This window comes from Pseudoalteromonas sp. S1727 (assembly GCF_005886375.1).
GTDB lineage: Bacteria > Pseudomonadota > Gammaproteobacteria > Enterobacterales > Alteromonadaceae > Pseudoalteromonas > Pseudoalteromonas haloplanktis.
Map to the genome: position 1 here is coordinate 1 of NZ_PNDT01000069.1, position 7475 is coordinate 7475.

Annotated in this window: 6 protein-coding genes; 1 reads left to right on the plus strand and 5 read right to left on the minus strand. The window is 41.7% G+C overall.

Annotation, left to right across the window (positions count from 1 at the left end; all coding sequences use genetic code 11):
• Positions 1–345: 345 nt before the first annotated feature.
• Together pmbA and CWB85_RS22985 are read right to left on the minus strand one after the other, a co-directional pair.
• Positions 346–1695, minus strand: a complete 1350-nt coding sequence (gene pmbA, locus CWB85_RS15150; protein WP_138555345.1) for a metalloprotease PmbA — start codon at positions 1693–1695, stop codon at positions 346–348.
• Positions 1696–1956: 261 nt separating this feature from the next.
• Positions 1957–2091, minus strand: coding sequence for a hypothetical protein (locus CWB85_RS22985; protein WP_016710093.1), 135 nt, complete (start codon positions 2089–2091; stop codon positions 1957–1959).
• An 11-nt stretch (positions 2092–2102) separates the two neighbouring features.
• On the opposite strand from CWB85_RS22985, the gene yjgA reads away from it, so the two are divergent.
• Positions 2103–2630 carry a ribosome biogenesis factor YjgA gene (gene yjgA / locus CWB85_RS15155; RefSeq protein ID WP_016710094.1) on the plus strand — a complete coding sequence of 176 codons (528 nt, stop codon included), beginning with the start codon at positions 2103–2105 and terminating at the stop codon, positions 2628–2630.
• Positions 2631–2745: 115 nt separating this feature from the next.
• Here the strand turns inward: yjgA and mutT are convergent, their stop codons facing one another.
• From mutT to CWB85_RS15170, 3 genes are all read right to left on the minus strand, one after another.
• Entirely contained in the window at positions 2746–3141 is a 396-nt protein-coding gene (gene mutT / locus CWB85_RS15160; RefSeq protein WP_138555346.1) for an 8-oxo-dGTP diphosphatase MutT, read from the minus strand.
• 562 nt (positions 3142–3703) lie between these two features.
• Positions 3704–6412 carry a preprotein translocase subunit SecA gene (gene secA / locus CWB85_RS15165; RefSeq protein WP_016710096.1) on the minus strand — a complete coding sequence of 903 codons (2709 nt, stop codon included), beginning with the start codon at positions 6410–6412 and terminating at the stop codon, positions 3704–3706.
• A gap of 336 nt (positions 6413–6748) precedes the next feature.
• On the minus strand, positions 6749–7228 hold the full coding sequence (locus CWB85_RS15170) for a DUF721 domain-containing protein (RefSeq protein ID WP_138555347.1): 480 nt from the start codon (positions 7226–7228) through the stop codon (positions 6749–6751).
• Positions 7229–7475 lie beyond the last annotated feature (247 nt).

Genomic DNA, 7475 nt, shown 5'->3' on the forward strand with positions numbered 1-7475 from the left:
AGTTCTAATTAAAAATTAATATTTTACTTTTTCGGGCTAAAGCCCGACCTACAAAAGCATATTCCCTAGCATCTTTAACCTTTCCTGCTGATGCGCGGCATAAAGCCGCGCCTATAAACATTTTGCACAAAGAGAAAACAATGAGGGGAAATGAGAAACCAAAAAATTAATATTTTACTTTTCGGGCTAAAGCCCGACCTACAAAAGCATATTCCCTAGCATCTTTAACCTTTCCCGCTGATGCGCGGCATAAAGCCGCGCCTGCGCAAATTCAGGCACCGAGCAAAACTTATTGCTTAAAACTTAGGACTTATAGCTTAAAAAATTATGACTTAAAGCTTTAGCCTAACTTCCCGCTATTTGCATTTGCTCAACCAATACAGAGCCGGTTTGAATACCGCCACGGCGCTCTATGTCGCCACCTATGCCGCTAATACCTTTAAACATATCTTGCAGTTTACCTGCAATGGTTATTTCACTTACAGGGTATTGTATTTCACCATTTTCAACCCAAAAACCAGCGGCGCCACGCGAGTAATCACCTGTTACGGTATTAACTCCTTGGCCCATTAATTCAGTCACTAATAAGCCAGTGCCCATGGTTTTTAACAAGGCCGCTAAGTCAGCATGGGTTTGTTCAACTAGCCAATTATGAATACCACCTGCATGACCGGTAGGTGTCATATTCATCTTACGCGCTGCGTAGCTTGCTAATAAGTAAGTTTGTAGCTCACCGCCTTGAATGATTTCGCGGTCAATGGTTTTTACCCCTTCACTATCAAATGGTGAAGACGCTAGGCCTTTTAGTATATGCGGACGTTCTGAAATATTAACGCAGTTATTGAACACTTGTGTGCCAAGGCTATCAAGTAAAAAACTCGACTTTCGGTATAATGCACCACCACCAATTGCCGACACAAGGTGACCAAATAATGAGTTAGCAATATCGGCACGAAAAACCACAGGTACTTTCATGGTGCCTAATTTTTGGCTGTTAAGTTTTGCTAATGTTTCATGAGCGGCTTCAAGCCCAACCGCTGCGGCACTATTCAAACCAGCCTGGTCACGCGCGACCGTGTAGGCTGAATCTCGTTGCATTTGCTCGCCATCTTTACCAATCACCATGGTACTAATACTGTGGCGCGTACGCGGATAACCGGTAATTAAGCCGTGGCTATTACCATACACTCGTAGACCTTGGTGTGATGAAAAACTCGCGCCATCTGAATTAACAATACGCGCATCAGCGTTTAGTGCAGCCTGCTCAGCAGTATGGCACAGCTCAATTCCCTGTTCAGGACTAACATCCCACGGATGATATAAATCTAAATCAAGTGGAGCAAACTCAAGAAGCGCCTTATCAGCAACACCATTATGCGGATCATCTGAGGTAAATTTAGCAATATCAATGGCTTTTTCGACCACTGTACGCAATGTTTTTGGGCTTAAGTCAGCAGTTGATGCTGAACCTTTATGATTACCAACATAAACGCTGATCCCCAAGCCACCATCCTGATTAAACTCGATGGTTTCAACTTCCCCCATGCGTGTGCTTACCGATAAACCTGATGTGCTCGACATAGCAGCTTCAGCGCCTGTGGCGCCAAGTTTTTTAGCGTGTTCTAAAACTTCTGCAACGGCATCTTTAATTTGAGAAATTTGAGTATAAATAGGATCTTGCTGTTGGCTTTTCATCTTTTTAGTCCTGAGCTTAGAGCGTTTTACGGGCGCAATCATAATACTTAAATGCTAACACACTCACCGCATTGCATCAGCTAATATTAATCATTAAAAGAATCACGTATATACCCAAGCCACCTCAAGATGCAGAATTCAGCGTTTCACAGGGGCTTAATATCAAGGCGTTACTTTGCAAGAATGGCAGTCCCTTTTAAGAAGTAACAACGACGAGAGTAAGTCCCTGTGAAACGCCCAAGGGGTTGGTTTAAAAGCGATTTATACTGCGTTATTGATTTTAACAATAGAACCACTATTACTTGCAATCAATGCCTTGCCTAAATCGCTTTTAACTCCGACGACACTCGCATCTTGGGGTAGTTTGGGTATAATGACCGCAGTTAACGTTATCATATGAGTACCCCATGGCGAAGAAAAAAGGCAAGCCTGCTGAAATTGAAGAAGAAATTATCTATATATCAAAAAGTGAACTAAAGCGCGAAGCGCAAGAGTTTCATCAGTTAGGTTCAGAAATTGCCAAAATGGGGAAAAAACAGCGTGAACGCTTACCCTTAAATGATGATTTAAAAGAAGCCATGGTAGTCGCAGATAAAATCAGCAACAAAAGTGATGCGTATCGTCGTCATTTAAATTACATAGCTAAAACATTACGTACTGTTGAAAATATCGAAGAGATCAAAGCTATCATCGATATTATGCTCAATAAAAACAACCAAGCAGAGGTTTTGATTAAAAAAATTGAGCAGTTACGCGAAGACTTAATTACGCAAGGTGATGATTTAGTTAATCAAACGATTGAAGAGCACCCTGTTATTGAGCGTCAAAAGCTACGTCAATTAGTACGCAATGCCGCAAAAGAAGTAAAAGCTGAAAAACCAGCCAAAAGCTACAAAGAGTTATTTCAGTACCTTAAGGAAAGCATCATGCGCTAAACTACATTTAGCGCTGAGTTGCCTATAAAACCCCTTTATAGGCAATTACTTATTAACTGTTATAGCAGTTATATTTCCCCACATAGGTTAGAATTTTTTGAACGCGGGATATGGCTTAACAAGACTCTTTTATTTTTTCTATAATCTCTACATTTCCAGCAGGGAAGTTATATTCATCTAACTGCTCAATAGCAACCCAAGAGCTTTGCTGGCCTTCTGCGCCATGAGCCTGGCCGCTAAAGTCAGTCACTAAATGCACATCGAGTTTTACGCATTTATCGCCGTAATCGTGCTCAATCACCATCAATTCACTTGAGCTATTAATTGTTAAACCAACTTCTTCTTGAAGCTCACGTTGCAGTGCTGCAAAAACGGTTTCGCCAGCTTCCACTTTACCACCTGGAAACTCCCATAAACCACCTTGGTGTTTATCATCTGGACGCTTACAGATAAATAAAGTGTTACCCGCTTTGATAACCCCCACCGCTACATGCACAATTTTTTTAGTCATTATCATCTTACCTTTATTATTAATCTACACCGCCAAAGAACCGCGTGGCATAAAGCACGGGCTACGAGTTACGGGTTACGGGCTACGAGTTACGGGCTATGAAAACACCTAGCTCCTAGTCACTTCCCAAGACCCTAACCTTTAACCTTTTAACTTTCACCTCTAAAGCGCAGCGCCTCTTTACTTCTTTGTGAATAATTCACTTAAACCTTTTGCGCGGCATAAAGCCGCGCCTACAATAACCCAAACACCTGTGCAAACCCGTAGGCGCGAGTTTACCTCGCGCAGGTTTTTGCCCCTCTAGAAGAAAAACCACGGGCTGCGGGTGACGAGTTTCGGGCTATGAAGCCTAGCTCCTAGTTTTTAATGGTTGTAGGAGAGCGCTTTAGCGCCGATAAGCTTTATCACATAACCAAAAACAATCACGGCTAAAGCCTGTTCCCACAAAAGCCAAGACACCTAGCCCCTAGTCTCTTCCCTAGAACCTAGCGCCTTCCCCTGTTCCCCTTAATTTAAAACAAAAAAAGCGACGTAGGCGTCGCTTTTTCAGTACTCAAACAGGTTATTTTAACTTACCACAACACTGCTTAAACTTTTGACCTGAGCCACAAGGGCATGGTTCATTACGGCCAACTTTAGGTTCCGCACGAGCGCTAACTACAGCGCCCTGCGGTGTCTCACCACCTACGTGCTCAACTTCTTCATGCTGATATTCACGAGGGGCATTTTCACTCTTACGGTGTTGCTCTTCTACTTTTTCAACATCTTCTTCAGCACGTACTTGCACTTTACTTAAAATGCTCACTACATCGATTTTAAGGTTCTCAAGCATTTCCGAGAACAATTCAAACGACTCACGCTTGTACTCTTGCTTAGGATTCTTTTGCGCGTAACCACGTAAATGAATACCTTGGCGTAAATGATCCATCGCCGCAAGGTGGTCTTTCCAATGTTGATCTAAGCTTTGTAGCATAATCGCCTTTTCAAATTGACGAAGTACTGACTCACCAACTTGTTGCTCTTTCTCTTTATAAGCTTGCTCGACCGCTTCTTCGATACGCTCACGCAATTTTTCTTCGTAAAGCTTGTTATCGTCAGCTAGCCACTGTGCAATTGGTAACTCGATTAAGAAGTCTTGCTTTAAACGCTCTTCAAGGCCAGGAATATCCCACATTTCAGCTAAACTTTGCGGCGCGATATATTGGTCAATAGTATTGCCTAATACGTCACCACGAATAACCGAGATAGTCTCTGAAATATCGCCTTCCTCAAGTAACTCGTTACGTTGTGAGTAAACAACACGACGTTGATCATTTGCCACATCATCGTACTCAAGTAATTGTTTACGAACATCAAAGTTACGCGCTTCAACTTTACGTTGTGCATTTTCAATGGCGCGGTTAACCCACGGATGCTCAATCGCTTCACCACGTTGCATACCGAGTTTACGCATCATATTGGTCATGCGTTCACCTGCGAAAATACGCATTAATGCATCATCCATTGATAAGTAAAAACGGCTTGAACCCGCATCACCTTGACGACCAGAACGACCACGTAGCTGGTTATCAATACGACGTGATTCATGACGTTCCGTACCAATAATATGTAAACCACCAGCCGCAATTACAGCATCATGGCGAACTTGCCATGCGTCTTTAATTGCCTTAATTTGCTCATCAGTTGGGTTGTCTAGTTTTTCAACCTCGCTTTGCCAATTACCACCTAATACGATATCGGTACCACGACCAGCCATGTTAGTGGCTATCGTAACGGTACCTGGTAAACCAGCATCGGCGACTATGTCAGCTTCCTGCGCATGGAATTTAGCATTTAGGACATTATGCTTAATTTTTTCTTTACGTAAAAACTGTGATAAATACTCTGAGCTTTCAATTGAAATAGTACCCACCAATACTGGTTGGCCGCGCTCTTGGCAATCTTTAATATCAACTAAAATTGCTTCGTATTTTTCTTCCTGCGTTAAATAAACTAAATCAGCACGATCCTCACGGATCATCGGCTTATTCGTTGGCATTACAACGGTATCTAGGCCGTAGATTGACTGGAACTCAAATGCTTCAGTGTCAGCAGTACCTGTCATACCTGCAAGCGTGTCGTAAATACGGAAGTAGTTTTGGAAAGTAATTGACGCTAACGTTTGGTTTTCGTTTTGAATTTTCACACCTTCTTTTGCTTCTACAGCTTGGTGTAAACCTTCAGACCAACGACGTCCTTCCATAGTCCGGCCAGTGTGCTCATCAACAATGATTACTTCGTTTTCTTTTACTACGTAATCAATGTCTTTTTGATACAACTTATGAGCACGTAATGCCGCATAAATATGGCTCAATAGCGTAATACTTGCAGCAGAATAAAGCGAATCACCTTCTTCAATCAAGCCACGCTCGATTAGTAATTCTTCCACCTTGATTTGGCCGCGCTCAGTTAAGTGAACTTGCTTGGCTTTTTCATCAATGGTGAAATCGCCATCACCTTCAACCCCTTCTTCGTCTTCTTTCTCTTGCAATTCAAGAAGCGGGACTATGGTATTAATTTCAGCATATAACTGCGAGCTGTCTTCTGCAGGACCTGAAATGATCAATGGTGTACGTGCTTCATCAATTAAAATTGAGTCAACTTCATCGACTACCGCATAGTAAAGTGGACGTTGAACACGCTCGTTAATGCTAAACGCCATGTTGTCACGTAGGTAATCAAAACCAAATTCGTTATTAGTACCGTAGGTGATATCTGCTGCGTAGGCTTCTTTTTTCTGTTGCGGCATCATACCAGGCACGTTACAGCCAACCGTTAACCCTAAAAACTCAAACAATGGTCGGTTAGTCTCAGCATCACGCTTAGCAAGGTAATCATTCACGGTAATAACGTGAACCCCTTTACCCGTGATACCGCGTAGGTATGCCGGTAAGCTTGCGGTAAGAGTTTTACCTTCACCAGTACGCATTTCTGCGATGCGGCCTTGGTGTAACACCATGCCACCTAGTAACTGTACGTCAAAGTGGCGCATACCATTAACACGTTTCGATGCTTCACGTACCACTGCAAATGCTTCTGGTAAAATGTCATCAAGGCTTTGCCCGTTATCGTAACGCTCTCTAAACTCTGCTGTTTTGGCTTTTAAGTCTTCATCTGAAAGCGCTTCAAGTTGCGTTTCAAGTGCGTTGATCAGCGCGACCGTCTTTCTTAAATTTTTAATAGTGCGGTCATTGCGACTACCAAAAATCTTGGTAAATAAATTAGATATCATGATAAAACCGTTACAATGTATTCTTTGCTAGCCGATTATCAGCTAACCCATTTTTATAATTACTAATTAATAGATTACTCATTTGAGCACATATTAATTAGCAATTTCGAGAAACGTTGCCAAATGCAGCGTTCAATACGTGCGCTACTATACCAGACTATGCGAAACATCAAACCATCGCGTAGTTAAGATATGCGTTTTCTGCAAGAAAATTTACAATAACTCGTAAACATAACTTTAATAAAAGCGATGAAACGACATTAACTCTGAAGATATGGAGGTAGATAAAATAAAATCAAGAGGTGAAAAAAAACTTAGGTTCTAGCGCCAAAACCTTTATTTCTTACCATGCCTTGCCAATCGTTCAAGCTTTTCTTTTAGTGATGGCGGTGCATCTGCGGCGATAGCAGTAAGGTAATCTGCTGTTTGCTCACTCATAGCAAGTTTTTTAGCGGGCATAGCGTTTACGGTTTTTGTAGCATTGTTTGGTGTCAAACGCTGGCTTGCTTGTGGGTTAGCAGTAATTTTGATCTGCCCAAGCTCAGCCATTCCTGCACCGCGAAAGTGCGACAGCATATCCATTTTTAAGTAATTTAACCGTAAAGCAATTGGAGCAGAAACGGCTTCAATCATTAAAGTGCCATCTCGATAATTACTTACCCGACATTTAGCACTTAAATTAGGCCCTAAAAATTCGCTTAATAAGCTCTGCTGTTTATCCAGCGCTTGGCTTTTACCCGCATACAACGACAACCGGCCACTGAGACCTGCCATAATATCGTTTAACGGTTTTGGCGCAAACCTATCTTTAGCCATGAAAAACACCAAATTACATCGAGAGATCAATTCTAGATGAATAGCAAAGTTAAAGCTACCAGGGAAAAGAAAGAGATTAGATTTTAGATTTTAGATTTTAGATTTTAGATGTTAGATGTTAGATGTTAGATGTTAGATGTTAGATGTTAGATGTTAGATGTTAGATGTTAGATGTTAGATGTTAGAGATTAGATTTTAGATTTTAGATTTTAGATTTTAGGTTCAAGGTTCAAGGTTCAAGGTTAAA